Origin of the sequence: Pseudomonas sp. JDS08PS003 (genome assembly GCF_045013505.1) — a bacterium.
Classification (GTDB): domain Bacteria; phylum Pseudomonadota; class Gammaproteobacteria; order Pseudomonadales; family Pseudomonadaceae; genus Aquipseudomonas; species Aquipseudomonas protegens_B.
This window is the reverse complement of record NZ_CP120724.1, coordinates 1174286-1200513: the sequence shown is the minus strand read 5'-3', so window position 1 is coordinate 1200513 and position 26228 is coordinate 1174286. Positions and strand designations below refer to the sequence as shown.

27 protein-coding genes are annotated in these 26228 nt (G+C 63.1%); 12 read left to right on the top strand and 15 right to left on the bottom strand.

Annotation, left to right across the window (positions count from 1 at the left end; genetic code table 11):
* Positions 1 to 3: 3 nt before the first annotated feature.
* Together fahA and hmgA are read right to left on the bottom strand one after the other, a co-directional pair.
* Positions 4 to 1305: a fumarylacetoacetase gene (fahA, locus tag P7C00_RS05410; RefSeq protein WP_346633586.1), complete on the bottom strand. Its 1302-nt coding sequence runs from the start codon at positions 1303 to 1305 to the stop codon at positions 4 to 6.
* 3 nt (positions 1306 to 1308) lie between these two features.
* Entirely contained in the window at positions 1309 to 2613 is a 1305-nt protein-coding gene (hmgA, locus tag P7C00_RS05405; protein ID WP_404938246.1) for a homogentisate 1,2-dioxygenase, read from the bottom strand.
* Positions 2614 to 2780: 167 nt separating this feature from the next.
* Between hmgA and P7C00_RS05400 the strand changes: the two genes are divergently transcribed.
* Positions 2781 to 3581 carry an IclR family transcriptional regulator gene (locus tag P7C00_RS05400; protein ID WP_123727503.1) on the top strand — a complete coding sequence of 267 codons (801 nt, stop codon included), beginning with the start codon at positions 2781 to 2783 and terminating at the stop codon, positions 3579 to 3581.
* A gap of 10 nt (positions 3582 to 3591) precedes the next feature.
* Here the strand turns inward: P7C00_RS05400 and P7C00_RS05395 are convergent, their stop codons facing one another.
* The 9 genes from P7C00_RS05395 to P7C00_RS05355 form a co-directional block, all read right to left on the bottom strand.
* The gene (locus P7C00_RS05395) at positions 3592 to 6147 is read right to left on the bottom strand and encodes a LuxR C-terminal-related transcriptional regulator (protein ID WP_404938245.1); all 2556 of its coding nucleotides are present in this window, start codon (positions 6145 to 6147) and stop codon (positions 3592 to 3594) included.
* 147 nt (positions 6148 to 6294) lie between these two features.
* Entirely contained in the window at positions 6295 to 7662 is a 1368-nt protein-coding gene (locus P7C00_RS05390) for a DUF1329 domain-containing protein (protein WP_346633589.1), read from the bottom strand.
* Positions 7663 to 7686: 24 nt separating this feature from the next.
* The gene (locus tag P7C00_RS05385) at positions 7687 to 9486 is read right to left on the bottom strand and encodes a DUF1302 domain-containing protein (protein ID WP_346633590.1); all 1800 of its coding nucleotides are present in this window, start codon (positions 9484 to 9486) and stop codon (positions 7687 to 7689) included.
* A 484-nt stretch (positions 9487 to 9970) separates the two neighbouring features.
* Positions 9971 to 10330 carry a hypothetical protein gene (locus tag P7C00_RS05380; protein WP_346633591.1) on the bottom strand — a complete coding sequence of 120 codons (360 nt, stop codon included), beginning with the start codon at positions 10328 to 10330 and terminating at the stop codon, positions 9971 to 9973.
* 183 nt (positions 10331 to 10513) lie between these two features.
* Positions 10514 to 11425: an SDR family oxidoreductase gene (locus P7C00_RS05375; RefSeq protein WP_346633592.1), complete on the bottom strand. Its 912-nt coding sequence runs from the start codon at positions 11423 to 11425 to the stop codon at positions 10514 to 10516.
* Positions 11426 to 11592: 167 nt separating this feature from the next.
* Positions 11593 to 12495 (bottom strand): alpha/beta hydrolase, encoded by a 903-nt coding sequence (locus tag P7C00_RS05370; protein WP_346633593.1) that lies wholly within the window; start codon positions 12493 to 12495, stop codon positions 11593 to 11595.
* Positions 12495 to 13277, bottom strand: a complete 783-nt coding sequence (locus P7C00_RS05365) for a class II aldolase/adducin family protein (protein ID WP_346633594.1) — start codon at positions 13275 to 13277, stop codon at positions 12495 to 12497. Before P7C00_RS05365 ends, P7C00_RS05370 begins: the two co-directional genes overlap by 1 nt.
* 144 nt (positions 13278 to 13421) lie before the next feature.
* Positions 13422 to 14108: an LrgB family protein gene (locus tag P7C00_RS05360; protein WP_346633595.1), complete on the bottom strand. Its 687-nt coding sequence runs from the start codon at positions 14106 to 14108 to the stop codon at positions 13422 to 13424.
* Complete coding sequence (locus P7C00_RS05355; protein ID WP_404938244.1) at positions 14098 to 14484, bottom strand: CidA/LrgA family protein; 387 nt, start codon at positions 14482 to 14484, stop codon at positions 14098 to 14100. Before P7C00_RS05355 ends, P7C00_RS05360 begins: the two co-directional genes overlap by 11 nt.
* A gap of 98 nt (positions 14485 to 14582) precedes the next feature.
* On the opposite strand from P7C00_RS05355, the gene P7C00_RS05350 reads away from it, so the two are divergent.
* Positions 14583 to 15479, top strand: coding sequence for a LysR family transcriptional regulator (locus tag P7C00_RS05350; protein WP_346633597.1), 897 nt, complete (start codon positions 14583 to 14585; stop codon positions 15477 to 15479).
* Here the strand turns inward: P7C00_RS05350 and P7C00_RS05345 are convergent.
* A complete protein-coding gene (locus P7C00_RS05345; RefSeq protein ID WP_346633598.1) occupies positions 15460 to 15915 on the bottom strand; it encodes a flavodoxin in 456 nt (151 codons plus the stop codon). The two genes, P7C00_RS05350 and P7C00_RS05345, sit on opposite strands and share 20 nt — an antisense overlap.
* Before the next feature lie 155 nt (positions 15916 to 16070).
* On the opposite strand from P7C00_RS05345, the gene P7C00_RS05340 reads away from it, so the two are divergent.
* Positions 16071 to 16544 carry a PAS domain-containing protein gene (locus P7C00_RS05340; RefSeq protein WP_317071491.1) on the top strand — a complete coding sequence of 158 codons (474 nt, stop codon included), beginning with the start codon at positions 16071 to 16073 and terminating at the stop codon, positions 16542 to 16544.
* A gap of 53 nt (positions 16545 to 16597) precedes the next feature.
* Positions 16598 to 17203, top strand: coding sequence for a hypothetical protein (locus P7C00_RS05335; RefSeq protein ID WP_346633599.1), 606 nt, complete (start codon positions 16598 to 16600; stop codon positions 17201 to 17203).
* Between the two features lie 18 nt (positions 17204 to 17221).
* On the opposite strand, the gene P7C00_RS05330 is transcribed toward P7C00_RS05335, so the two are convergent.
* A complete protein-coding gene (locus P7C00_RS05330) occupies positions 17222 to 18181 on the bottom strand; it encodes a MerR family transcriptional regulator (RefSeq protein ID WP_404938243.1) in 960 nt (319 codons plus the stop codon).
* Between the two features lie 211 nt (positions 18182 to 18392).
* Here P7C00_RS05330 and P7C00_RS05325 point away from each other — a divergent pair, with 211 nt between their 5' ends.
* The 6 genes from P7C00_RS05325 (at position 18393) to P7C00_RS05300 (ending at position 21465) form a co-directional block, all read left to right on the top strand.
* A complete protein-coding gene (locus tag P7C00_RS05325; RefSeq protein ID WP_346633601.1) occupies positions 18393 to 18962 on the top strand; it encodes an antibiotic biosynthesis monooxygenase in 570 nt (189 codons plus the stop codon).
* A 139-nt stretch (positions 18963 to 19101) separates the two neighbouring features.
* Positions 19102 to 19812 (top strand): dihydromonapterin reductase, encoded by a 711-nt coding sequence (folM, locus tag P7C00_RS05320; protein ID WP_404938242.1) that lies wholly within the window; start codon positions 19102 to 19104, stop codon positions 19810 to 19812.
* Positions 19813 to 19835: 23 nt separating this feature from the next.
* Positions 19836 to 20396 carry a GTP cyclohydrolase I FolE gene (gene folE / locus P7C00_RS05315; protein ID WP_346633603.1) on the top strand — a complete coding sequence of 187 codons (561 nt, stop codon included), beginning with the start codon at positions 19836 to 19838 and terminating at the stop codon, positions 20394 to 20396.
* A 2-nt stretch (positions 20397 to 20398) separates the two neighbouring features.
* Complete coding sequence (gene folX, locus P7C00_RS05310; protein WP_404938241.1) at positions 20399 to 20779, top strand: dihydroneopterin triphosphate 2'-epimerase; 381 nt, start codon at positions 20399 to 20401, stop codon at positions 20777 to 20779.
* A 58-nt stretch (positions 20780 to 20837) separates the two neighbouring features.
* On the top strand, positions 20838 to 21134 hold the full coding sequence (locus P7C00_RS05305; protein WP_007929830.1) for a DUF1244 domain-containing protein: 297 nt from the start codon (positions 20838 to 20840) through the stop codon (positions 21132 to 21134).
* Complete coding sequence (locus P7C00_RS05300; RefSeq protein WP_346633605.1) at positions 21127 to 21465, top strand: HopJ type III effector protein; 339 nt, start codon at positions 21127 to 21129, stop codon at positions 21463 to 21465. Before P7C00_RS05305 ends, P7C00_RS05300 begins: the two co-directional genes overlap by 8 nt.
* 146 nt (positions 21466 to 21611) lie before the next feature.
* Here the strand turns inward: P7C00_RS05300 and trxB are convergent, their stop codons facing one another.
* A complete protein-coding gene (gene trxB / locus P7C00_RS05295) occupies positions 21612 to 22574 on the bottom strand; it encodes a thioredoxin-disulfide reductase (RefSeq protein ID WP_060837566.1) in 963 nt (320 codons plus the stop codon).
* A 310-nt stretch (positions 22575 to 22884) separates the two neighbouring features.
* Between trxB and cysZ the strand changes: the two genes are divergently transcribed.
* Together cysZ and P7C00_RS05285 are read left to right on the top strand one after the other, a co-directional pair.
* Positions 22885 to 23634, top strand: coding sequence for a sulfate transporter CysZ (gene cysZ, locus P7C00_RS05290; RefSeq protein ID WP_346633606.1), 750 nt, complete (start codon positions 22885 to 22887; stop codon positions 23632 to 23634).
* A 45-nt stretch (positions 23635 to 23679) separates the two neighbouring features.
* Positions 23680 to 24960, top strand: coding sequence for a glycosyltransferase family 4 protein (locus tag P7C00_RS05285; protein WP_404938240.1), 1281 nt, complete (start codon positions 23680 to 23682; stop codon positions 24958 to 24960).
* On the opposite strand, the gene P7C00_RS05280 is transcribed toward P7C00_RS05285, so the two are convergent.
* Positions 24957 to 26060 carry an NADH:flavin oxidoreductase gene (locus P7C00_RS05280; protein WP_402890618.1) on the bottom strand — a complete coding sequence of 368 codons (1104 nt, stop codon included), beginning with the start codon at positions 26058 to 26060 and terminating at the stop codon, positions 24957 to 24959. The two genes, P7C00_RS05285 and P7C00_RS05280, sit on opposite strands and share 4 nt — an antisense overlap.
* Positions 26061 to 26228: the final 168 nt, after the last annotated feature.

Here is a 26228-nt window from a genome sequence, read left to right as displayed (position 1 = left end):
CCCTTAGCGGGCCGGCTGGACAGTGCCCCGGCATTCGCCGAAGCCGATGGAGGCGAAACCTTCGCGGCTGCAACGCCCGCGCAGAATGATTTCATCGCCGTCTTCGAGGAACTTGCGCACCTCGCCGGAGGCCAGCTCGATAGGTTTCTTGCCGCCTTCGGTGATCTCCAGCAGGCTGCCGAACTGTCCGCTCTGCGGGCCGGACAAAGTGCCCGAACCGAACAGGTCGCCGGCCTGCAACTGGCAGCCGTTGACGCTGTGGTGCGCCACCATCTGTGCCACGGTCCAGTACATGTGCTGAGTGTTGCTCAGGGTCAGGCGGTGCGCCGGCAAGCCCTGCTCGCGCATGGCCTGGGTGATCAGCAGCACTTCCAGCTCGATGTCGAAGCCACCTGCGTCCTGATCGCGCTTGTCCAGCAGATACGGCAAGGGTTGCGGGTCGCCTTCAGGGCGCTGGGGCTGGGCCCGGCGGAACGGCTCCAGGGCTTCGGCAGTCACCACCCAGGGCGAAATGCTGGTGATGAAGCTCTTCGACAGGAACGGCCCCAGCGGCTGGTATTCCCAGGCCTGGATGTCTCGCGCCGACCAGTCGTTGAGCAGGCAGAAACCGGCAATGTGCTCGGCTGCATCGCCAATCGCGATGGGCTCGCCCATCTCGTTGCCCTGGCCGATCCAGATACCCAGTTCCAGTTCATAGTCCAGGCGTGCGCATGGGCCGAAGGTCGGCTCGCTCTGCCCGGCTGGCAAGGTCTGACCCTTGGGCCGGCGCACATCGGCACCAGAAGCGCGGATGGTCGAGGCGCGACCGTGGTAGCCGATGGGCACGTACTTGTAGTTGGGCAGCAGGGGGTTGTCGGGACGGAACAGCTTGCCGACGTTCTGCGCGTGCTCGATGCCGACATAGAAGTCGGTGTAGTCATTGATCTTGGCCGGCAGGTGCATCTGGCAGTCCGCCGCCAGGGGCAGCAGCTTCGCTCCCTGGGCTTCGATCTTGCCGCGCAGGCTGCTGCCCTCGCCCAGCAGTTCCAGCAGGCGCTCACGCAGGGCAACACGGGCTGGACGGCCAAGCTGGAAGAAAGCATTCAACTGACCACCACGGGCGGCTTGCACCGCGGCCTTGGCCTGGCCTTCGAACAGGCCGGCGTCCAGCGCCGCTTCCAGGTCGAAAATCTGTTCGCCAATGGCGACGCCACTGCGGGGCGCCGAACCCTGGGTGCTGAAGATCCCCAGGGGCAGGTTCTGCAACGGGAAGTCGGGGTGACCGTTGGCGGACTCGACCCAGCTACGGGTGATGGTTGAGGTCATGGGTTATCTCCGATTCGGGTTGAAGGTGGCGGGCAGCGAGGCCCAGCAAGCATCGTAGTCGTTCTGCAGATCAGGGCATTCCAGGGCGAACTGGCTGGGACGCAGCACCTGGCTGGTCTCGAACATGAAGGCCATGGTGTTGTCGATCTTCGAAGGTTGCAGCTCGACGTTGATCGCCTTGGTGCAGGTCTCGCCGTCCGGACCATGGGCGCTCATGCAGCTGTGCAGGGACGCGCCGCCGGGCAGGAAACCTTCGGCCTTGGCATCGTAGGCGCCCTGGATCAGGCCCATGAATTCGTTCATCAGGTTGCGGTGGAACCACGGTGGACGGAAGGTGTTCTCGGCCACCATCCAGCGCGGCGGGAAGATCACGAAGTCGAGGTTGGCCAGGCCAGGCACGCTGGTGGGTGAGGTCAGCACGGTAAAGATCGACGGGTCCGGGTGATCGAAGCTGACAGTACCGATGGTGTTGAAGCGGCGCAGGTCATATTTGTAGGGCACGTTGTTGCCGTGCCAGGCCACCACGTTGAGCGGCGAATGGTCGAGCTCGCAGCCCCAGAGTTCGCCGAGGAACTTCTGCACCAGGGTGGTGGGCTGCTTGAGGTCTTCGTAGTGGGCCACCGGGGTCAGGAAGTCCCGGGGATTGGCCAGGCCGTTGCTGCCAATGGGGCCCAGGTCCGGCAGGCGCAGCGGCGCACCATGGTTTTCGGCAATGTAGCCACGGGCCTGTGGGTCCAGCAGCTCGACGCGGAACTTCAGGCCCCGGGGCAGCACGGCGATTTCCAGGGGCTCCAGGTCCAGCACGCCCAATTCGGTGGCAATGCGCAGGCGGCCCAGTTCCGGCACCAGGAGCATTTCACCGTCGGCGTTGAAGAACACTCGCTCCATGGAACGGTTGGCGCGGTAGTGATAGACGCTGATGCCCGCAGGCTTCTGCGCTGCAGAGTTGGCCACCATGGCCACCAGGCCATCAATGAAATCGGTGGGCTCGGCAGGGATCGGCAACGGGTTCCAACGCAGGCGGTTGGGGGTCACATCTCCCAAGGGGCCGCCCGCCAGTTGCCGTTCGAGCTTGGCAAACGCCGGGTGATTGGCCGAGGGCTGGATGCGGTACATCCAGGTACGCCGGGCTTCACTGCGGGTCATGGTGAAGGCGGTGCCGGAAAACAGTTCGGTGTACAGGCCGTAGGGCGCTTTCTGCGGGGAGTTCTGGCCGACGGGCAGCGCGCCTGGCAGGGCTTCGCTGGCGAATTCATTGCCGAAGCCCGATTGATAGCTGAGGGCCGACGCCGAAGAATCGAGGTTCATGGAGCCTCCTGGAAGTTGGAGTAGGCAGGGGCCCACCACTCCTTAACAAGAGTTATCGGCACGCCTGGGTTATTTTTATCGTAATCAAATTACGCATAACGTAATTTGATTGCCCAGGAGCGTCAAGCTATAAAGACCGCCACTTGTCACGGGACCCCAACACCTCCATGGAAAAGCCGCGCAGCACCAGCGACAGCACCGGTAAACAGAAAGTCCGCTCGGCCGAAGTCGGCACCGACATCCTCAAGGCCCTGGCCGAACTGTCACCGGCCACTTCTCTTTCGCGCCTGGCCGAACATGTGCAGATGCCCGCGAGCAAGGTGCACCGTTACCTGCAGGCGTTGATCGCCAGCGGCTTTGCCGAACAGAACACCGCCACCAATCATTACGGCCTGGGTCGTGAAGCCTTGCGGGTGGGACTGGCGGCCCTGGGCAGCATGGATGTCTTGAAGGTGGGCGCCCTGCCCCTGGCGGAGCTGCGGGATGAGTTGAACGAAACCTGCTTCCTCGCGGTGTGGGGCAATCAGGGCGCGACCGTGGTGCACATCGAGCCGGCGGTGCGGGCGGTGACCGTGGTCACCCAACTGGGTTCGGTGCTGCCCCTGCTCAGCTCATCCACCGGACTGGTGTTCAACGCTTACCTGCCACAGCGGGAAACCCTCGATCTGCGTCAGCAGGAGCTGTCCACAAGCAGCCCCCATGCGCTGGCCGATCCACAGGTCCACGACGCACTGGCCGAGCAGATTCGCCAGCGCGGCCTGCACCATGTCCACGGTTTGCTGATGCCTGGGGTCGATGCACTGTCGGCGCCAGTGTTCGATGCCACCGGCAAGATCGCCGCGGTGCTGACAGTGGTAGGGCCGACATCGCTGTTTCACGCCGATGAACATGGACCCGCAGCCCAACGCCTGCTGGCGGCCAGCTCTGCAGTGAGCTGGCGCATGGGTTATCAACCGCAGCCCGAATAACCGGCGCGCCTCAACTCATCAGCCCCAGGGCCTGGGCCTTGGCCACCGCCTGGGTCCGCCGCTCCACCCCCAGCTTGCTGTGAATCCGGCGCCCATGGGTCTTCACCGTGTGCAGGGAAATGAACAGCTGCTCGGCAATCTGCTGGTTCGAGCAGCCCTGGGCGATCAATTGCAGCACTTGCAACTCCCGCAGGCTGAGCAGGCTGTCCTGACTCTCCTGCGGCGCCACCGCAAGCGTGGTTTGTGAGCGGTCCAGCGCCTGCAACAACGCCGGCTGCCGCAGGTGCAACTCATGCAGGGCCTGGGGCAGATTGCAGCGTGCCACCAGCTCCTGCCCGGCCTGCAACGCCTGCGCCGCCAAGGTTTGATCGCCGAGGGTGAAGGCCACCTCGGCCAGGGCCAACTGCACCTGCGCCTCCAGCCCCAGCATGCCGTGGCGCTGGGCCCGCGCCAGCAGCCCCTGCAACGTGGCGACCGGCGCCTGGGCCCGCCCCAGATCAACCTCGGCCAACACCAGCAGGTACTCGATGCTCGGGATCAACTCCAGGGTGGCCGGCGGCGCCTGCAGGGCCTGGGGCCCGCGAAAGTGCCGGAGCAACCGGCTCAAGGCTTCGTGGGCCAACTCCGGCCGGCCCTGCTGCAGCCAGAGCTGGCTGCTGACCTGCAACAGCACGCCACGGTAGACAGTGTCGGGGATCTGCCGTTGCTGCATCAGCCGCTCGGCGTCCCGCAGGCGAACGAACGCCTGGGCGTAGTCGCCCTGGTTGGCCGCCAACTGGGCTTCACCGAGAAATCCATACAAAGCGCGCTTGTCATGACTGACCAGGCAGTCCTCGAGCCCTCGGCGAAAATACTCGGCCGCTTGCCCATCGTGTCCCTGGCGCAACGCCAGCCGGCCGAGGCGCAAGGCCAGGCGCCCGAGCAAGGGCGTGGCACGCAGCGCTTGCCCGGACAAACGCTCGATCACCTGCTCCAGCAAGCTTTGCGCTCGATGGGGCGCGCCGCGTTGCTCCAGCAATTGGGCATGGTCGAGCTCCAGCAAGCCTTCGAATAGCAACGCATCCTGGGCCCGGGCCAGACATAGCGCCTCGCGATTGAGGGACTGGGCCACATCCAGCTCACCGCACAGCAGTGCTTGCTGGGTCAGCCCGGACAGGCACAGCAAACGGGTGGTCCAGGCGCTGTCTGCCAGTTCGCTCAAGGCGTCGAGAAAGTGCTGCCGCGCGGCGTCCATCCGCCCAGCCAAATGCAACAGCCAACCCTGTTGTGCCTGCCAGCGAGCCAGCAGTTGGCGTTGTTCAACGGCCGAAGGTTGCGGTGCGAACCGTGCCATCTGGGCCATGCATTGCCCGGCCTGTTCGAAGCGTCCGGCGAACAGCATGGCCGCCACCAGCAACCCCAGTAACTGCGGACTGCCCAGCAGCAACTCGGCGCCCTGCCGCTCATGCAGTTGCAACAGCAACAACCCGTTGTGCTGCTGGAACAGGAACTCGAAATTGAAATGCTCCAGCAAGCTGACCGCGACGTCATACTCCTCGGCCAATAGCGCCTGCTCAAAGGCCGACTGCCAGTCCTCTTGAGCGGTAAACCACTGGCAAGCCCGTCGATGCCAGGAGCGCCCGGTGGGCCAGGCTTCGTCCCGCATCAGCCGGGCCAGGGGCGGGAACACCTGCAACCAGTCGGCGCTGCCTTCCCAGGGTTCGATAAAGCAGGCCAGGTCCTGCAGGGTACGCAGGTACTGGGCCCCTTCCCCGGCGCCAAACAGATGCTCGCACAGCTCGGCGTTGAACCGCGGCATATGGGCCAGCACTTGCCAGACCTCCGCCAGCTCCGCCGGCAACACGCTGAACAGCTCGTGCTCCAGGTATTCCAGCAAGGTGTTGGGGCGCCCTGGCTTGCAGGGTTGGGTCACCCGCTCGCTGCCATCGAGCAAGGCGATACGCACCCCGGCACACCAGCCGCCACTGCGTTGCAGGATGCGGCTGGCGGTCTGCGCACACAAAGGTTGCGGCAAGCGTTGCAACAGTTGCTCGATATCGCTCTGGCTGAAGGCCAGGGCGCTGCCGTCCAGTTCGTAGAGCTGGTCGTCCAGCAACAGGCGGGGCCAGTTGCATTGGGGGCGACGGCGACTGCCGATCCACCAGGTGAGCAAGGGATTGTCGATGCTCAGCAAGCGGTCCAGCAGCCCGTCCAGGTCCGCCGCCGGCAGCCGGCAATAGTCATCGATGCACAGCCAGGCCGGACTGGGCAGATGGGCCAGGTGCTGCAGCAACGCGGTCGGATCGGCATCGGCCTGGCCCAGGGCCGCGGCCAGGGCACGACACAAGTCTTCCGGACTCTGGCGCGCACCACCCAGAGGCAACCAGATGACCCGGCACGAAGCGGGCGCCTGCTGCAGGCATTCGCTGAGCAGTGCAGTCTTGCCACTGCCGGCGGGTGCACACAACAACTTGACCCGCGCACTGGAGGCCAGCAACGGCGTACTCAGGTGGCCACGTGGAAAATGATGGGAAGACAAACGGGGCATGAACCCGGAACGCTCTGGACAACGAGTCATGGCAGTCATTGCAGCATGCCTTTTTATAGTTTTAGCCAGCGTGCTCCCACCCTAGCCCCGACCTCCCGACCTGTTGAAGAAGTATTCAGCGGGCTGATCCAGCCCCATAAAAAAGGCGACCGCACGGTCGCCTTTGTACTCGTGCGTCACCGCTGCCTAGCGCACCCCGCTGGCGCGCAACGCGGCCGGTGTGTAGTCGGCAGCCTTGGCGGCAAAGCCGAACTCCAGGCTGTGCTTTTCCTCGTTCTTCATGCCCAGGGCCAGGTAGCGACCAGCGTTAAGGTCATACAGGGCTTCCAGGGTGTAGGCCGGAACCTGATGGTCGTAGTAATACTGCGCGTGCCCTTCGGCCACTCGCCACAGTTGGCCACGACCGTCGTAGTGATCCACCAGCGCCACCTGCCAGCTGTCCTCGTCGATGTACATGTGCCGGGTGGCATAGATATGCCGCTGGTTGGGCTTGACCGTGCCCACCACTTCCCAGACCCGGTGCAGTTCGTAACGGGTCAGGTCCTGGTTGATGTGCCCAGCCTTGATGATGTCGTCGTACTTGAGGCTCGGGGAGTCCAGCTTGTAGCTGTTGTAGGGGATGTACATCTCCTTCTTGCCCACCAGTTTCCAGTCATAACGATCGGGCGCTCCGGAAAACATGTCGAAGTTGTCCGAAGTCCGCAGCCCGTCGGCCGCGGTCCCCGGACCGTCGTAGGCCACTTGTGGGGCGCGGCGCACACGGCGCTGCCCGGCGTTGTAGATCCAGGCCGAACGGGGCTCCTTGACCTGATCCAGGGTTTCATGGACCAGCAGTACGTTACCCGCCAGCCGCGCCGGAGCGGTCACCGACTGCTTGAAGAAGTTCTGCACGTTGGCCCCCTTGGCCGGGTCCAGGTCGGGGATCAGTTGGGGCGCCGCCACTTCCTCTTCAAAGCGGATCGAGGTGTAGCTGCCGTTGGTCTGGGGGGTGGCCTGGGTGATGATGCGTTTCTGGTTGCCGCCGTGATAGCGGGTCAGGTGGTTCCACAGCACCTCGATGCCGTTCTTCGGAATCGGGAAGGCGTAGTAGCGGTTGCCCGTGAAATTGGCCAACCCGTTGCCGTCGTTGGTGGTGGTCACGTTCAGCGCGCTGCGCTTGGCCGATTCGTAGATCTCCGGTGGCAGGCCGACGCTGCGATGGGTGGGATAGACCGGAATCCGGTAGCTGTCCGGGTAGCGTTTGAACATCGCCAACTGCCCTGCGGAAAGCTTGTCCTGGTACTTGTCCGCTGTGGCCGCGGTGATGATGAACAGCGGCTTTTCAGTGGCGAAGGGGTCGGCGAGAAAGCCCTTGCTGTCCACTGCCCCGGCGTTCTTCGGGATGCCGCCGGTCCAGGCCGGAATCGAGCCATCGGCGTTGCCGGCCTTTTCCGCCCCCACGGGAGTCAGGCTGGTGCCCAGCTTGGCGGCTTCTTCCGGACTCACTGCGGCCATCAGGTTGGCCGCCCACAGGCCGAGTGCCAGGGCGCTGCATTGCAGAATCATCTTGCGCATTCAAGTTCTCCTTCTTGAGCCGATTCAGAAGTTCACGCCAAAGCTCAACGCGAGAAAATCCCGGTCGGTAAGGGTGTTGTAGCGCCCGCCAAAGAAGTCGGTGTAGCTGAGGCTGGCGGTGTAGGTGTTGCGGTAATCGGCATCGACGCCAACGCTGAGGGCCTTGGCGCCCTGGTTGAACAAGCCGTTGGGGCCATAGCCGTTGACGTCATGGGACCAGGACAGATTGGGCTTGAAGTTGATCCCGCCGATCACGTTGCTGTAGTCGAGGATGGCCCGGGCGCGATAGCCCCATGAGGTGGCGGTGACAAACCCGTCGGTGTCGCCGCCATAGCCGTACTGGCCGTAGACCGAATCACGGCCGTAGCGCAGCTTGCTTTTGTCCTCCAGGCCACCGACCCGGACGATCGCCGCTTCGCCCACCAGGGTCAGGCGATCGGCCCCCAGCACCTGATCGAAGAACTGGGTCATGGTGCTCTGGATCTGGGTGATTTCCTTGCGCCGGTAGCCAGTGTTGTCGGCGCCCATGGCGGTCTTGATCGGTGAAGCCGCGCCCCCGGCGATGGGGTTGAGCAGGGCCAGGGTCAGGTCGTTGGTGTTGACCTGCACCGGGGCATTGGGCCGGTAGCTGATCTCGCCGGTCCAGGCAGTGCCCGTGGGCAAGGTGGTGGAGAAGCTGGCGCCATACAGGCGGATGTCCTCCGGGTATTCGAGGTAGTACTGGCCACGGCCGAGCATCACGCTTTGCACCAGGCTGGCCCCCGCGCCGGGAACAGTGGGAGCGGCCGCGGCTCCCGCGGCGCCGATAGCCCCCAAGGTGGCCGGGCTGATGTTGGCCGTGGTGGTACTCACCACCGGGCTGCGCGCGTGGTAGTTCATGAAGTACAAGCCGTACTCGGTGTCGTCGCCGAGCCAGCGCAGGGCCGCACCCCACTGCCCGGAGTCCCGGGCGTCGCGGTCACCGCCGCGGGGCAGGATCACCCCCTCGCGGGTTACCTGAAAGCCCTGGCCGAAGGCCGCTGCCACCGGTTGCAACGGTGCGATCGCCGGGCTGCCGACGGTGTAGCCGGTGGTACAGCCATCGGCCACCACATCGTTGCCGAAGAAGGTCCCGCAGTTGTCCACCACGGTCTGGTCCCACTCCAACTGATAGAAGCCTTCCACAGTCAACTGGTTGGTCAGGCCCTGGGAAGCGAACAGCATGTTCACCGGCACCAGACCTTCCTTGATCTCGGCCCCGGGGCGGCGAAAGGCCGAGACGTCCACCGGGTTGATGCTGTTGATGGAGTTGCCGATGAAGGTGCTTTCGCCCCAGCTGACCACCTGCTTGCCGGCGCGCACGGTACCCGGCAGGTTGGCAATGGAGTAGTTGTGGTAGACGAAGGCGTCGAGAATCTGCGCCCCCGAGGACTTGGCGCCCTCCTTGCGGTTGTGGTCGCTGATGGGTTTGAACTCGCGGTCTTCGTCCTTGAGTTCGAAGTCGTACCAGTACTTGCCGCGAACGAAGACGCCGGTGTCGCCGTACTTGAGCTCAAGGTCGTGCAGGCCCTTGAAGATCTTCGAGAAGGTCTCGCCCTTCTTGAAGTTCAAGCGGCCATCGTCGCCGGTGGAAGACTGCGCGGTGCCGCCGTTGACCGTACCGACGAACGCCCGGTCGGCATCGCGCATGCCCCAACTGGCGCCGACCGATAACGACGAGTCGAACTGCCCTTCGATTTCTCCGATGTTGAACGAGACCGCTTGAGCCTGGGAGCTACAGCCCAACGCCACCGCGACGGCCAGCGCCTGCGGTTTGAAGATGGCGCGCATTGTTGTTCTTGTCATGCGTCTTCCCCGGTGAGTGACAGGAGGCTCACCCTACTGCCGGGGTACCACGGCCGATAAGCGCACCAAGGAGGTATTCGAGTTGTCGCCCGAAAGGATGAGTGCCCTTGCCACGGGGGCCGCTCAGAGGCGTATCCACGGGCTGGATACGAGCCCATCAAGTGCATCGATACAGGTGCTGCGCCCCCTCTTGACTGTTGCTCATGCTGTAACAGTCCTTGTCCTGAATCGCTATTTTTCCAGGTCACGCCAGGGCTTATTCTTGCCTCGCAGTCACGGCAAACAGCGCCACGCCACTGCCGCGCAAAGCGCCCGGCGGCCGTTTCCCGAAACAGATTTCCAGCAGGCTTGAAGGGCTTCAGTTCAGGCCGCTACCCCAGGTTCACCGACGTTGATTTTGTAGCTCCTTGATCTAACGTCTTACTTTGGCCGCTGCTCTTGCAGCGGCCTTTTTTATGCCTGGAATATAAAAGCCAAGTTGCACTTACAGGCGGTCGTCATCACTTTCATCGTAATGAAACTTGTGCAGCAGACGGTGCGCCACCGGTGACAGGATCAAGCCCAGGGTGGCGGCAAAAACCAGATTGGTATAAAGCCCGTACGTGGCAAAAAACAGTTTGCCGCCAGGGGTTTGCGGCATGTTGATGGGCCCGATGCCGCCAAGGATCATGGCTGCGTCATACAAGGCGTCGTGAAAGGAAATGTCCTGTTCGAAGTACAGCAGACCGCTGATACCCAGCAAAACCGAAAAGATGATCAGGGCCAGAACCACCAGGCCGTGAACACATAAGCGTCGGATAAACAGCAATCTCGACAATACCGGCTGGTCCTTTGACTCGTACATATCAAGCGCTCCTTGTTCGTTCGGTAACCGTCGAGCATAGAGACGAACGCTGCAGGAGTACAACCGCCGGGGCTCAAGGCCCGATGCGTCATTGACCGGCTATTTTCAAGCCTGGAAAGACCGCCCGGTGATCAGCAACGCAGGGCGCCGATCACCGGACCGCAAGACCTCCCCGGATGGAAGTCAGAGTGCGTACTTTTGCAGATTCTGCATCATCTCTTTCAGCGCTTCGATGTTGTCCTTGGGGTGGGACGCCCCCTCGAAATCGCAGATCTGCTGCCAGTGGGCCGCCACATCTTCCGGCGAAAAGCCCTGGTGCGGATCGAAACCGGCGCCCAGGCTGCGCTCCCAACGCACCTTGCCGATCCAGCCGCCGCCTACCTCGAACAGGCCGGAGGTTTCCTCGCACTGCTCGCTGCCCAGGTACACCACCAGCGGGCTCACCAGTTCCGGCTTGAGCTGCTCGAACACCTGAGGCGGAATCAGGCCTTCGGTCATGCGCGTGCCACCGGTAGGGGCAATGGCGTTAACCAGGATATTGTTCTTGCGCCCCTCGATCGCCAGGGTCCGGGTCAGGCCATACAGGCCCAGCTTGGCCATGCCGTAGTTGGACTGGCCGAAGTTGCCGTAGATGCCCGAGGTGGAGGCGGTGAAGATCACCCGTCCATACGCCTGGTCCCGCAGGTGCGGCCAGGCGGCGCGAGTGACTTTGTAGGCCCCTTCCACATGCACCCGGTACACCAGGTCCCAATCGGTGTCCTCCATCTTGTGGAAGGTCTTGTCCCGCAGGATGCCAGCGTTGTTGACCACCACATCGACCCGGCCAAACACATCCAGGGCGTTCTGCACGATCTTTTCGCCATCGGTCACCGAGTCATGGTTGGCCTCGGCGATGCCCCCGGCCTCGCGGATCTGCGCCACCACCCGATCCGCGGCCGAGGCACTGGCGCCCTCGCCCTGGGCCGAGCCCCCCAGGTCGTTGACCAGCACCTTGGCCCCATGTTTGGCAAACAGCAACGCATGGGCCCGCCCCAAGCCTCCGCCGGCTCCGGTGATGATCACCACTTTGTCTTCCAAGCGCACAGACTCACTCATACCGAACTCCAGCAGGGCCAATGGACAATCCTTCGAGTGTCAGGCAGGCGGCCGGCGGTCACAATAAAAACGTCCGGGCCTGAATGGTGCCCAATAAGACAGCGGGATAATCGCCCCGCCCGCTCAAGACCGCGCCCCTGCCTTGGGCCACACAGTGGCCCTGGCGCTCAGGAGCCCACTGCCTGGCGTGGCGGCGCGAGCAACCTGTCGCGAAACCCCAGGTAATGCTTGAGCACCGGCAACGGCGCTTCAATCTGTGGGTAATGGCCGATACCCGGCAGCAGCACCGTGTCCGGCTCGGCGATCAACTGACGATAGCGCTCCACCATGTGCGCCCCGGAAATCGGGTCCTGGGCGCCATCGATCACCCGTAGCGGCACCTCGCCGCGTTGCATGGCGCCGACCCAACGCTCGCGCTGGGCCCGCCGCTCGGGGATGTAAGCGATCAACTTGTGCAGGATGCGCGGCCCGTTGTTGCTTTGCACCAGGCTCCAGAAATCATCCAGGACCGACTCGCTGGGGCGCGTCTGGGGGCCGAAGATCTGCCGGAAACTGTTCGCCAGCCCCTGGCGGCTGAACACCCGCCCGAGCATCCAGCCCACAGGGCTGAGCAACAGCTTCTGGGTCAGCACCGGGCGATGGGTTTCCGGAAACAGACCGCCATTGAGGAACACGCAGCTGGCGATTTCGATCCGCTCTTCGTAATGCCGGGCCAGCAGTTCCTGGGCGACGCTGTCGCCGTAGTCATGGGCCAGCAGGTGCAGCGGCTCCTGGATCCGCAAATGAGCCAGCAGCGCCTGCTGCAAGTCGGCCTGCTCCAGCAGGCTGTACTCGTGGTCCAGAGGCTTGGCCGAATCGCCGAAGCCGAGCATGTCGCAGGCGATCACCTGATAGCGCCGCGCCAGGGGTTGCCACAGGTAATGCCAGTCCCAACTGGCCGTGGGGAATCCATGGATCAACAGCAGCGGTTCGCCCTGCCCCGCCACCCAGTAACGAATGTGCTGGCCGCGAAACACAAAGTCCTTGCCGTGCTTGCGCCAGACACAAAGAGGAATCTCGGCGATAGGCATCAGACTTTATAACCCGGGTCGAGTTGATCGAGTTTGCGCAACAGGGCCGGCCAGGCCAGTACGCCCCCCATGCCCTGGGCACTGCGGGTGACCCCGGCGATCATCGCCTTGGCCCCGGCCAGGATCGACGCGGGAATGCTGATCAGCTCGGCGCCGCCATTCTGCGCCAGCACCTGGATCTCGCAGGCACGCTGGAAGGTGAACATCATCAGGAAGGTGTCGGCGATGCTGGCGCCGCAGGTCAGCAAGCCATGGTTGTGCAGCAGCAGAAAGCTGTTGTCCCCCAGGTCGGCCTGCAGCCGCTCTTTCTCTTCGGGGTTCAGGGCCACGCCTTCATAAGGGTGATGGCCCAGGCTCGACAGCACGAACAGCGACTGTTGGCTGATGGGCAGCACGCCCTGCTTCTGCGCCGACACCGCGACCCCTGCGGCAGTATGGGTATGCAGCACACAGAGCACATCGTGGCGCACCGCGTGCACGGCACTGTGAATGGTGTAGCCCGCCGGGTTGATCTCGTAGGGGCTGTCCATCAGCTTGTTACCGGCCTGGTCGACCTTCACCAGGCTCGAGGCGGTGATCTCGTGGAACATCATGCCGAACGGGTTGATCAGGAAGTCTTCGGTTCCCGGTACCTTGGCGGAGATGTGGGTGAAGATCAGGTCGTCCCAGCCATGCATGGCCACCAGGCGGTAGCAGGCGGCGAGATCCAGGCGGGTTTGCCACTCGATGGCGCTGACTTGGTTTTTTACACTCGGTGTCGATTGAACGGGGGCTAGGCTCACGGCAAGGACCTCGGTGATGGTTCTTATTGGATGAGAGAACCCTCAGAGTCTAGACAGCCCGCGTCGGCTGCGGAGTTGCATTGGCAGCCAGCTTGATGACCGAGCGGGTCAGCCGGCAAACAGGCTCTGGCCCGCGGCTTTACGTCAAAGCACCGACGCCAGCAAAGGGGCGGCGAACAGGTTCAGCAACCCGGTCAGCACCATCACCAGACCGGCCACCGAACCCTCTTCCCCACCGACTTCATGGGCCCGGCTGACTCCGGCTCCGTGGGCGCCGACGCCAAACAGCGCGCCCCGGGCCAGGGCACTGCGCAGGGGCAGCCAGCGCAGCAGCACACCCCCGAGCATGGCGCCGAACACCCCGGTGAACATCACGAACACCGCCGTCAACTCAGGCACGCCGCCCAGGTCATGGGCCAGGGGCATGGCAAACGGCGTGGTGATGGAGCGTGGCACCAGGGACAGGGTCACCGAGCTGTCCAGGGCCAGGGCCTTGGCCAGGCCGAAGGAACTGCCGATGGACGCGGCGCTGCCCGCCAGCATGCCCAGCAACAGGGCCGACCAGTGACGTATCAGCAACTGCCGCTGCTGCCAGATGGGAATGGCGAAGGCGACGGTCACCGGCCCCAGCACCAGCATCAGCCAGTGGGTGTTGGCGGCGTACTCGGCATAGGCGGTGTGCAGCGGCACGGCAACCGCCAACAGCAGGGCCGGCACCAGGATCAGCGGCGACAGCAGGTAGCGCCCGGTGCGCCGATAGATCCAGCGGCTGAACAGATACGCCCCCAGGGTCAGGGCCAGCCAGAACATCGGCATCAGTTCAAGCTTCATGGCGCACCCTCCAGCGGCAGACCATCTCCACCGTGAGTGCGGTCACCAGCATCACCAGCAGGGTGCTGATGCCGATCACCAGCAGAATCCGCCAGCCGTCCTGACGCAGCAGGCCGCCGTAGTCCAGCAAGCTCATCAGCGCCGGAATGAAGAACAGCAGCATCTCCGCCATCAGCAGGCCGGCCCCCAGTTGCAACGCCGCCGGCTTGACCCAGCCCAGGGCGAAGGCCAGCAGCAACAGCGCCAGGCCGATGACCCCGCCGGGAATCGGCCAGGGCAGCCAGATGGCCAGCTGGCAACCGAGAAAGTAAATGGCCAGCAGCACCGCCAGTTCACAGATCAGGCGGCCCAGGCGTTTGCAGGTGGAAATGTTCATGGTGGTTCAGTCCTCTCAAGGGCCTATTTTATGAAAAGCCCCTGCATCACCGAAGCGAATTGTTAGACTTGAAACCATTCCAATCTGGAATCACCACCATGGATTTCAAACAACTGCGCAGTTTCGTCGAAGTGATCCGCCAGGGCGGTTTCACCCAGGCGGCCAGGACGCTGCACATCAGCCAGTCGGCGGTCAGCAAGCAGATCGCGCAACTGGAACAGAGCCTCGGCACGCCCCTGCTGGAGCGCCAGGGCTCGCACATCCATCTCACCGCCGCCGGTGGCGTGGTGCTGCAACGGGCCGAGGGCATGCTGCGTCTGCGCCATGAACTGCTCAGCGAACTGGATGACCTGAGCCAACTGGCACGGGGTGAACTGCGCCTGGGTCTGCCGCTGCTGGGCAGCGATGCACTGTTCGCCAGCCGTTTCGCCGAATACCGCCGGCGCTACCCGAATATCCAGGTGCAACTGCTCGAAGGGGGCAGCCTGAATGTGGAACAGGCGGTGCGCAACGGTGAGCTGGAACTGGGAGGCAGCCTGACCCCCAAGGACCCGGCATTTGCCTATCAACCCTTCTGCGATGAGCCCCTGGATGCCTTGTTGCCCGCCGAGCATCCCCTAGCGATGAACGCCCAGGTGCGCCTGGAAGAACTGGCGGATACACCCTTCCTCCTCTATCAGCGCAGCTTTGTGCTCAACGACCGGCTGCTCCAGGCCTGCCAGCAGGTGGGCTTCACGCCTAAGGAAGGGGGACGCAGCGGCCAGGCGGACTTTCTCGCGGCGCTGGTGGCCGCCGGTCAAGGCGTGGTGCTGCTGCCCAGTGTGGTGGCCCGCGGCCTGGTGCGGCCGGGGGTGGTGCGCCTGACGCTGAAGGCCCCGGACTATCTGCGCTGGGACATTGCCTTCATCTGGCGCCAGGGCGCGTATCTGTCCAAGGCAGCGCAAGCCTGGCTGGCGCTGCTACGGGAACAGCCGGTCAGCCCCGCAGTGCGCTGATCAACTCGGCCAGCCAGGGCTCGGCATCGGTTTCCGGGGTCACGCTCTCGCTGGCGTCCAGGCGCAGCATCGGCAGCACTTCTTCCACTCCCAGCTCGGCAAACAGCTCACGCATCTGCTCGCCACCGCCACAGAAGGTATCGCCGTAGCTGGAATCCCCCAGGCCGATCACCGCTCCGGGCAGCCCGCGCCAGGCGGCGGGCAACTGATCGCGAATGCTCGAATACAGCGGCAGCAGGTTGTCCGGCAACTCTCCCATGCCGGTGGTCGAGGTCACGGCCAGAAACGCCTGCGGGGCGAAGGCCTGAAGCTCGGCCAGAGTGGCCCGCGGGTTGTGCCAGGCCTCAAAACCTGCGGCGTTGAGGAGCTTGGCGGCGTGCCGGGCGACTTCTTCAGCCGTGCCGTACACCGAGCCGGAAAGGATGGCGACTTTCATCAATCTGTTCCTGAAGCTGACTAAAAGACTGGGATATTACCAGCTACGGAGTAAAATCCCGCTTCTGGTGCCCCGCACAGCTCAAAAGTGCCTGTGGACAGCGTGCCAGCGTGCCTTAGAATCCAGCACTTGCTGATCGATAGCGGAACTTCGGGATGATCAACGCTCATCTGCTGCAAAAGATGATCAACGCCTCCAACGACGGGATTGTGGTCGCGGAACAGGAAGGCGAAGACAACATCGTGATTTACGTGAACCCGGCTTTCGAGCGACTGACCGGCTACAGCGCCGACGAAGTGCTGTATCAGGACTGCCGTTTCCTGCAGTCCGGAGACCGTGACCAGCCGGGGCTGGAACGGATTCGCCAGGCCCTGAGCCAGGGTCAGCCGTGCCGCGAGGTGCTGCGCAACTATCGCAAGGACGGCAGCCACTTCTGGAACGAGCTGTCGATCACCCCGGTATTCAACGACAGCGATCAACTGACCTATTTCATTGGTGTGCAGAAAGACGTCAGCGTGCAGATCAAGGCGCAGCAACGTTTGCTCCAGCTGGAGCAGCAGCTGGCCGCAGTGCAAGCCGAACTCGCCGCACTCAAGGCGACCGACGGCTCTAATAAGTCGCAGGTTTAGTGGTCTGTAGGGATATTCCCCGCCGATTTGTCCTCCACCCTTCGAGCAACATCATGCAGCGTGACGCTCTCCTCACCCAGGATGAACTGGACTTCATCCAGACCATGCAGCACAACCCGCAGCTCAATGTGCGCGATGCCACATCGAGCCTGCTGGTCAATGGCGGCTCGCAGATCCGTGACCTGCTGACCCGTCTGGCTGCCAATGAAAAGGTCACCATCCAGGCCCACTTCGACAATCAGCAGATGACCTTCCCCCTGCATCTGGTGGAAGACGAGTTCCATGCCCTGCATCTGCGCCTGGGGGTGCCGAGCATCTTCGAGGACGGCCCCATGATCCGGCCCTGGCGCTTAGCGTTGGAAGAGCCGGTGGCCCTGGAAAACTCCCGTGGCCAGCCCGGACGCCTGTGGGTGCGGGAAGTGTCGTTCAAGGGCGTGTTGCTGGAGATCCGCAACCGGACCCGTCCGCCCAAGCAGTTCGCCCAGTGGTTCAGCCCTTCGGGATATGAACGGATTGCCCTGCACGGGCGCTTCGAGCGCCAGACCGAAGCCGGTTTCTACGCCTATCGCCTGGATCAGAGCGACGCGGAAGAAACCGAACGCCTGCGCCAGTTCATCCTCCAGCAGCACCGCCATACCCATCCGGCCCTGCACGCCTGAGACTGAGCGGCAGCGGCTTCAGGTGTCCAGGCGACCGCTGAGGAACTGCCGCAGGCGCTTCTGCATCAAGCGCCCCTCATTGCCCAGGCACGCCACCGGCGAACCGCTGAAGCTTTCCTGAGCCAGGTCCGCCGCATCCCCGGCTAGCATCAACGGACAGTCCAGGGTCAGCGCCAGACGCTTGAGACGCTTGGGCAACTCCGCCGTCGGCGCATGATTGGAGAACACCACCAAGGCCACAGGCCTGAGTTTTTCGCAGACCAGGGTCAGCTCATCCAACGGCGCTCCTGGCCCCAGCAGGCGGACACCGATCTGGTCATGCCCGAGCATCAGCGCCGCCACCAGCAACTCCAGTTCGCGGCACTGCGGGTTGAGCGCCGTCAGCAGCAGTTGCTGGCGCTGAGTGGCACGCTGCAACAACAGCCTTTGTGTGATCCGCGCCCGCAAAAAACCATCCAGGAACAACCACTCGCTGGTCTGGCCGAAAGTGTCCCGGTCCTGCAGCAGTTGCTTCCAGAACGGCAGGAAAATGTCCTGGAATACGACCGGCAAGGTGTAGCTGGAGAAGACCTGCCCGTAGAGGCGTTCCAGTTGCTCTTCATCGAAAGCGTTCACCGCCAGTTTCAACTGATCGCGCCACTGGTCGTATTCGCCTTGCAGGCCGTCGTCCACCGGCGCCTTGACCTGCGCCTGAGCCGCCCGGCTCTTGGCCAGAATCTTGCCGACCTTGCTCACCGCCACACCGCGCTCGATCCAACCAAGAATCTCTCGCACCGCCTCAACATCGTGCATGGAATACAGGCGATGCCCGCTTTCGGTGCGCGTTGGCTGGATCAGACCGTAGCGGCGCTCCCAGGCCCGCAGGGTCACCGGGTTGATTCCGGTCAGGCGCGCCACCTCACGGATCGGAAACAGCTCATCCTGACGGGCGGGGTCAGGAGCCGGAGCGACGGGGGCAAGTTCAGTCATGACGGGCATCTGGGGAGAAAACACCGATAAACAAAGTGGCGGCCATTCTACTCCCCCCAGGTGCAAATGCTTCAAGCGCGAGAAAAACCGACCGGTGTCATTGGTACCATCGCGCCAATCAGGAATAATCCTTGCTTGTTTCAGGCGCGGCCCACTACCCCGGTGCCACGTCAAGCGACGGCCTTACCCAGGCCGCGCATTGGTTTTACGGAGATACATAATGTCTACCTCACCCGTCACCCTGATGGTTGCCCGGCGCGTTGCCGACGGCCGTTACCAGGACCTGATCGCCTGGCTGCGCGAAGGCGAACAACTGGCCACCGATTTTCCCGGCTATCTGGGTTCCGGCGTTCTGGCCCCGCCACCTGACGACGACGAATTCCAGATCATCTTCCGCTTCGCCGACGAACAGACCCTGCACACCTGGGAACACTCCGCTTCGCGTACCGCCTGGCTGGCTCGGGGCAGCGACCTGTTTGCCCACCCATCGGAACATCGGGTCAGCGGTATCGATGGCTGGTTCGGCGCAGCCGGGCAACGGCCACCGCGCTGGAAACAGGCCGTCGCCATCTGGCTGGCGTTCTTCCCGGTATCGCTGCTGTTCAACTTCGTCCTCGGCCCCCTGCTCAGCGACCTGAGCCTGTTGCCCCGAGTGTTTGTCAGCACCCTGGCCTTGACCCCATTGATGGTCTACTTCTTCATTCCGCTGTCCACCCGCCTACTGGCCAACTGGCTCAACAGCACACCGGCCCGCCCGCTTCCGAGCGCCCCTTCGACGCAGAATCCGTGATTCGCCGGCAAGCCGGCTCCTACATACTGCGCAAGAGCTGGCTTGTGTAGGAGCTGGCTTGCCAGCGAAGCCCTTTGCCTAAAGGCACAAGGCCTTCCCCGCTGGTATAGTTTTCCCCTACCCGCGACGCGAGCCCTCCATGAACGCCTCCCCCGCCCCGATCCTGATCACTGGTGCCAGCCAGCGTGTCGGCCTGCATTGCGCACTGCGCCTGCTGGAAGACGGGCAGCCGGTGATTGTCACTTACCGCAGCGACCGCCCGGGCCTGCAGACCCTGCGGGAAAAGGGTGCGATCCTGCTGCATGCCGACTTCTCCAGCGAAGCCGGAATCCTGGCCCTGATCAGCGAAGTGAAAAGCCACACCGATCGCCTGCGAGCCATCGTCCATAACGCCTCGCAATGGCTGGAAGAAAGCCCCGGCCAGGAAACCGCCGCCTTTACCCAGATGTTCAACGTGCACATGCTCGCGCCCTACCTGATCAACCTGCATTGCGCGCAGTTGCTGCAGCGCTCGAGCCCGGCGGACATCATCCACATCAGCGACGACGTGACCCGCAAGGGCAGCAGCAAGCACATCGCCTACTGCGCCAGCAAAGCCGGGCTGGACAGCCTGACGCTGTCCTTCGCGGCCAAATACGCCCCGACAATCAAGGTCAACGGCATCGCTCCCGCCCTGCTATTGTTCAACCCCGACGACGACGCGGCGTACCGCACCAAGGCCCTGGCCAAATCCGCGCTGGGCATCGAACCCGGCAGCGAAGTGATCTACCAGAGCCTGCGCTATCTGCTGGACAACCCCTATGTCACCGGCACCACCTTGACCGTCAACGGCGGGCGGCACGTCAAATAAGCCGGCCCCCACGAGGACCTTGCATGAGCCTTTCCCTGCCCCAACACTACCGCGAGATCCTCAAGGGCCTCGGTGAAGACCCCGAGCGCGAAGGTTTGCTCGATACCCCCAAGCGCGCGGCCAAGGCCATGCAGTACCTGTGTCATGGCTACAGCCAGTCGGTGGAAGAGATCGTCAATGGCGCACTGTTCGCCTCCGACAGCGACGAAATGGTGATAGTCGCCGACATCGAGCTGTACTCCCTGTGCGAACATCACCTGCTGCCCTTCATCGGCAAGGCCCATGTGGCTTATATTCCTACTGGCAAGGTGCTGGGGCTGTCGAAGATCGCCCGGATCGTCGATATGTTCGCCAGGCGCCTGCAGATCCAGGAAAATCTCACCCGGGAAATCGCCGACGCGGTGCAAAGCGTGACCCAGGCCGCGGGCGTCGCGGTGGTGATCGAAGCCAAGCACATGTGCATGATGATGCGCGGCGTCGAGAAACAGAATTCCACCATGCACACCTCGGTGATGCTCGGCGCCTTTCGCGACTCGAGCACCACTCGCCAGGAATTCCTGCAATTGATTGGACGGAGCAAGTAGCAATGCCACAACTTCAGCCAGGAATGGCTCGTATCCGAGTCAAGGACCTGCTCCTGCGGACCTATATCGGAATCAACGAGGAAGAGATCCTCAACAAGCAGGATGTGCTGATCAACCTGACCATCCTGTATCCCGCCCAGGATGCGGTGCGCGACAACGACATCGATCACGCGCTGAACTACCGCACCATCACCAAGGCAATCATTGCCCACGTTGAAGGCAATCGCTTCGCCTTGCTGGAGCGCCTGACCCAGGAACTGCTGGACCTGGTGATGAGCAACCTCTCGGTGCAGTACGCCGAGGTCGAAGTCGACAAACCCCACGCCCTGCGCTTTGCCGAATCGGTATCGATCACCCTCGCGGCCAGCCGCGCTGGCGCATAGAGAACAGCCACAGCGGCAAGTGCCTGTCTTGGCACTTGCCAATGTCCCGGAGAAACCCATGACCGAACAACAACGCCTGGAACTGGAAGCCGCGGCCTTTCGCCGCCTGGTGGCCCACCTGGACAGCCGCAAGGACGTGCAGAACATCGACCTGATGAACCTGGCCGGGTTCTGCCGCAACTGCCTGTCCAAGTGGTACAAGGCCGAGGCCGACGAACGCCAGATCGAGGTCAGCCTCGATGACGCCCGCGAAGTGGTGTACGGCATGCCCTACGCCGAATGGAAAAATCTCTACCAGAAAGAAGCCAGCGCCGAGCAGCAAGCGGCGTTCGCCAAAGGAAAGCCCCATGACTGATCTGAACACCCTGCGCGCCAGCCTGAACAGCGGTGAACACGCTTTTGCCGACACCCTGGCCTTTGTCGCCGCCGGTTACGACTACCAGCCCCAGGCCTTCAACAACGGCGGCGTGGAAAACGCCGCCGGGCAGAACGAAGGCTCGTGCAAGACCCTGGGCCTGGCCCTGTTGGAAGGCCTGAGCGACGAAGAGGCGCTGCTGGCCTTCGGCGAGCACTACCGCTCGGTACTGGCCACCCCCGAAGGCACTGACCACGGCAATATCCGCGCCCTGATCGCTCACGGCCTGGCCGGGGTGAAGTTCGCAGCCCAACCGCTGACCCGCCGCTGAGCCGCACTCTGTAGGAGCTGGCTTGCCAGCGAAGGCGCCAACATAGGCAGCGCAAGGCTCGAGGGCCTCTTCGCCGGCAAGCCGGTTCCTACAATGCAACACCCATAAAAAAACCGGCTTACGCCGGTTTTTTTATGGCCTGGGTATCAGTGTGCAGCGTTCTGCAGACCGTCCAGGTAACGCTCGGTGTCCAGTGCTGCCATGCAGCCGGCGCCGGCCGAGGTGATGGCCTGACGGTACACGTGGTCGGCCACGTCGCCGGCGGCAAAGATGCCCTCGACGCTGGTGGCAGTGGCGTTGCCGTCACGACCGCCCTGCACGACCAGGTAACCGTCCTTGAGGGTCAACTGGCCTTCGAACAGCGAGGTGTTCGGGGTGTGGCCGATGGCGATGAACACGCCGTCGACTTTCAGCTCGTCGAAGCTGCCGTCGTTGTTCTTCAGGCGGGCACCGGTAACGCCCATGTTGTCACCCAGGACTTCGTCCAGGTTGGCGTTGAGCTTGAGGATGATCTTGCCTTCGGCCACGCGGGCGTTGAGCTTGTCGATCAGGATCTTCTCGGCGCGGAAGGTTTCGCGACGGTGGATCAGGGTCACGGTGCTGGCGATGTTGGCCAGGTACAGGGCTTCTTCGACAGCGGTGTTACCGCCACCGACCACAGCCACTGGCTTGTTGCGATAGAAGAAACCGTCACAGGTAGCGCAGGCCGATACACCCTTGCCCATGAACGCTTCTTCCGAAGGCAGTCCCAGGTAACGGGCGCTGGCGCCGGTAGCGATGATCAGCGCATCGCAGGTGTAGGTCGCGCTGTCGCCGGTCAGGGTGTAAGGCTTGGCGGCGAAGTCCACGGCATTGATATGGTCGAAGACGATTTCGGTTTCGAAACGCTCGGCGTGCTCGCGCATCCGCTCCATCAGCGCCGGGCCGGTCAGGCCGTGTACGTCGCCAGGCCAGTTGTCGACTTCGGTGGTGGTGGTCAGTTGGCCACCGGCCTGCATGCCGGTGATCAGCAACGGCTTCAGGTTGGCGCGGGCGGCATAGACCGCAGCGCTGTAACCGGCAGGGCCGGAACCGAGAATAATCACACGCGAATGGCGTACTTCAGACATGACTCACTCCTATCGACCGGCCCGGGTGACCTGGCGCGGAACGCCGGATTGCCGGCTGGAATAAAAAAGGACGGCGAAACCTTGGGGAAGGCTTGAACTCGCCCGTCCAAAAAATAATGGGTGAAGCGTATAGAGGGGGCGAAGATTAAGGAAATACGGTTTAACAATCCAGCTCATAGGCGGTCTCTATCCTCAGCAGGCCCCTTTGAAAGGGTCTTTGTTACCGTTGATGTCGACCTGTTCACGGTGCTTTCGCCCCCTGCGCAAAGCCGGTAAGGTCGGCGCGTTTTCCAACTGCTCGGAGCACTCTATGCCCGCCCCCGTACTGTCCGGCCCGCAATACCTGCGTGAGGGCCTGAAGCTGGTCCTCAGTCCCGGCCTGCGCCTGTTCGTGCTACTGCCCCTGGTGATCAACCTGGTGCTGTTCGTCGGATTGATCTATTTCGCCGGCCACCAGTTCAGCCTGTGGATCGACACCTTGATGCCGACCCTGCCGCAATGGCTGAGCTTTCTCAGCTACATCCTCTGGCCGCTGTTCATGGTGCTGGTGGTGCTGATGGTGTTTTTCACCTTCACCATGCTGGCCAACATCATCGCCGCCCCCTTCAACGGCTTTCTATCGGAAAAAGTCGAAACTGTGGTCCGTGGCACCGATGATTTCCCGCCCTTCAGCTGGGGCGAACTGATCGCCATGATCCCCCGCACCCTGTCCCGGGAAATGCGCAAGCTCGGCTACTTCCTGCCCCGGGCCATCGGCCTGTTCATCCTGTCGCTGATCCCGGTGGTCAACCTGATCGCCGCGCCGCTGTGGCTGCTGTTCGGCGTCTGGATGATGGCTATCCAGTACATCGACTACCCGGCGGACAACCACAAGATGAGCTGGCAGGACATGCTCGCCTGGCTGCGCCAGAAGCGCTGGCAGAGCCTGGGCTTTGGCGGCATCGTCTACCTGGCGCTGATGATCCCGTTCGTCAATATCCTGATGATGCCGGCCGCCGTGGCCGGTGCGACGCTGTTCTGGGTCCGTGAGCGCGGGGTGGAGAACCTGCCGGCCAAATAAGGCTGGAGCGTCATAAATCCATCATCCAGACGTCACAATGACGACATGGCCTCAGTCGACACTGAGGCCATGACGACAGCTCTGCACATCACCCTCATCACTGAAACCTTCCCACCGGAAATCAATGGCGTGGCCAATACCCTTGGTCGCCTGTGTGATGGCCTGCGTGCCCGTGGGCATCAAGTGGAACTGGTGCGCCCGCGCCAGGGATGTGATCAGAGCCGCCCCAGCGACGAGGCCCTGCTGCTGTGCCGCGGCTGGCCGCTGCCGGGGTATCCGGGGCTGCAATGGGGCCAGTCGTCGATGCACAAACTGCTGCGGCGCTGGAAACGCCAACGCCCGGACGTGCTCTACATCGCCACCGAAGGCCCACTGGGACTGTCCGCGCTGCGGGCGGCGAAACGCCTGGGGATCTCGGTGGTCAGTGGCTTCCATACCAACTTCCAGCAGTATTCCACCCAGTACGGCCTGGGTTTGCTGACTCGCTTGCTGACCCATTACCTGCGCTGGTTCCACAACCGCTCAAAGCTGACCCTGGTGCCCAGCGCCAGCCAGCGCCTGGAACTGGAGCGTCGGCACTTCGAACGCCTGGCCCTGCTGTCCCGGGGCGTCGACAGCCAACTGTTCCATCCGGCCAAACGCCTCAATGAGCTGCGCACGCGCTGGGGCCTGGGCAACGATGACCTGGCGGTGATCCATGTCGGGCGCCTGGCTCCGGAGAAGAACCTGGGCCTGCTCAAGCGCTGCTTCGAGCAGCTCAAGGCCACTTATCCAAAGCGGAACATGAAACTGATCGTGGTGGGTGACGGACCGCAACGGGCGGCCCTGGAAAAGAGCCTGCCCGAAGCCCTGTTCTGTGGCAGTCAGCGTGGTGAGGCCCTGGCAGCCCATTACGCTTCGGGGGATGTGTTCCTGTTTCCCAGCCTCACCGAAACCTTCGGCAATGTGGTGCTCGAGGCCCTGGCTTCCGGGCTGGCGGTAGTGGCCTACGATCAGGCAGCCGCCGCCCAGCATATCCGCCATGGCTATGACGGCGTGCTGGCCATGCCCGGAGATGAAGGCGCGTTCTGTGATGCCGCCAGCTGGTTGCTGGAAGAAGTGGAAACCTTGCGCCGGGTACGCCTCAACGCCCGTCAACACGCCAGCCGCCAGGGCTGGCCGGCTGTGATCGAACAGTTCGAGGATCAGTTGCGCAGTGCCTGCCAGCAAGCACCGGCAGCGGATTACGAAGGGATGATCGAGGCGGTGCTGGAACCACGCAGCGCCACAGAAGCACTCGGCGCGGCAAGGAGGCTGCCCCCCTCACCGCCCGGAGCCAGGCGTTAAACCAGGGACATCAGTGCTTCACGGCTGAACGGCAGGATGTCCTGTTCGCGGCCGTCACGGACTTTCTGCGCCCAATCCGGGTCCACCAGCAAGGCACGGCCCACGGCCACCAGGTCGAACTCTTCATTGTTCAAACGCTGCAACAGGTTTTCCAGGCTGGCCGGCTGCGCCACCTTGTCGGTGTCGACCATGAACTGCAGGAACTCGCCGTCCAGGCCGACGCTGCCCACGGTAATGGTGGGTTTGCCGGTGAGCTTGCGGGTCCAGCCTGCCAGGTTCAGATCGGAACCTTCGAACTCCGGTTCCCAGAAGCGTCGCGTCGAACAGTGGAAGATATCCACACCCGCATCTGCCAGCGGCTTGAGGAAGGCGCCCAGAGCTTCCGGGGTCTGCACCAGACGTGCGCTGTAGTCCTGCTGCTTCCACTGGGAGAAGCGCAGGATGATCGGGAAATCCGGGCCGACGGCAGCCCGTACCGCCTGGATCAATTCGATGGCGAAACGCGAGCGCTGAGCCAGGTCGCCGCCGTACTCGTCGGTGCGCTGGTTGGCGCCTTCCCAGAAGAACTGGTCCACCAGATAGCCGTGGGCGCCATGGATTTCCACGCCGTCCATGCCGATGCTCTGGGCATCCTTGGCGGCCTGGGCGAAGGCAGCGATCACTTCCTGGATGTCCTGGTGGGTCATGCCGTGCACCAGCACCTTACCGTCCTTGAGCTTCTCGGTCGGGCCATAACCGGGCACGCTGGCGTCCGGTTCGGTGCCCAGGCGCCGCACATTGCCCACATGCCACAGTTGCGGAACGATCTTGCCGCCTTCAGCGTGGACCGCATCCACCACCTTCTTCCAGCCGGCCAGGGCCGCCTCGCCATGGAACTGCGGCACATTGGGGTAACCATTGGCGGCCTGGTGGCCCACCGTGGTGCCCTCGGTGATGATCAGGCCGACACCCGCAGCAGCACGGCGGCGGTAATACTCGATGACCTTGGAGTTGGGCACGCCGCCCGGAGAAAACGAACGGGTCATCGGCGCCATCACTACGCGGGTCGGCAGCTCCAGCGCGCCGAGTTGAAAGGGTTTGAACAAGGCTTGAACAGGCATGCTGCACTCCGACAAAAAGGCTTGAGTCGAGACTCGACGCACAAGACTGCGCCGGGTACCTGCCCCGGCGCACTTATGATGAGGATAATATTGCCCCCTCATAGCGCTGCACAGCATTATTGATTTGAGTGATTTAGATGCAAAAACGCCGCATTGCAGCGGCGTGAA